Origin of the sequence: Streptomyces sp. YIM 98790 (genome assembly GCF_011421595.1) — a bacterium.
Classification (GTDB): Bacteria; Actinomycetota; Actinomycetes; order Streptomycetales; family Streptomycetaceae; genus Streptomyces.
Map to the genome: position 1 here is coordinate 9454 of NZ_WTLH01000141.1, position 902 is coordinate 10355.

The 902-nt window shown below is 79.6% G+C and carries 1 protein-coding gene; it reads right to left on the reverse strand.

Annotated elements, in window-relative coordinates:
* Nucleotides 1-111: 111 nt before the first annotated feature.
* The coding region (locus GQS09_RS20595) for an XdhC/CoxI family protein (protein WP_207958075.1) at nt 112-902 on the reverse strand (791 nt) is incomplete at its 5' end.

The window sequence follows — 902 nt, forward strand, 5'->3', positions numbered from 1 at the left end:
AGGCCGCAAGGCCGCAAGGCCGCAAGGCCGCAAGGCCGCAAGGCCGCTCCCCGGCCCGCTGGCCGGCGAACCGCCGCGCGGCAGCCTCGGCTCAGCCCCGCAGCCCTCCGCCTAGCGGAGGGCTGCGGGGGCCGGGGCGCGGTGAGGGTGGACGGGGCCGGTGAGGGTGGTCAGGGGGCGGCCGGTGCCGCCGTGGCGCAGGGCCACGATCTCCGCGGTGATGGACAGCGCGGTCTCCTCCGGGGTGCGGGCGCCCAGGTCCAGGCCGATCGGCGAGCGCAGCCGGGCCAGCTCCGCCTCGCCGAGCCCGGCCGCGCGCAGCCGCCGCAGCCGGTCCTCGTGGGTGCGGCGGGAGCCCATGGCGCCCACGTAGGCGAGCGGCAGCCGCAGCGCGCGGACCAGCAGCGGCACGTCGAACTTGGCGTCGTGGGTCAGCACGCAGACCGCGGTGCGCCGGTCCAGCAGGCCGGCCGCCCACTGCCGGTCCAGATAGCGGTGCGGCCAGTCGGTCCGCACCTCCTGGGCCTCGGGGAACCGCTCCGGTGTCGCGAACACCGGCCGGGCGTCGCACACCGTCACCCGGTGGCCGAGGAAGCGGCCGGCCCGGGTGAGCGCCGCGGCGAAGTCGGCCGCGCCGAAGACCAGCAGCCGCGGCGGCGGAAGGCAGCTCTGCACCAGGAGGGTGACGGGCTCGCCGCAGCGGCTGCCCTCCGCGCCGATCACCACCGGTGCGCTGCGCCCCGCGGCCAGCAGGGCGCGGGCCTCCCCGGCGGCGGTGCGGTCCAGTTCCGGGTGCCCGCCGAGGGTGCCCAGATGCGGTCCGTCCGCCGGCAGGTACAGGGCGCGCCCGGGCAGCGCCCCGGGCCCGTCGGCCACCAGGACGAGCGCCCCGGCCCGGCCGG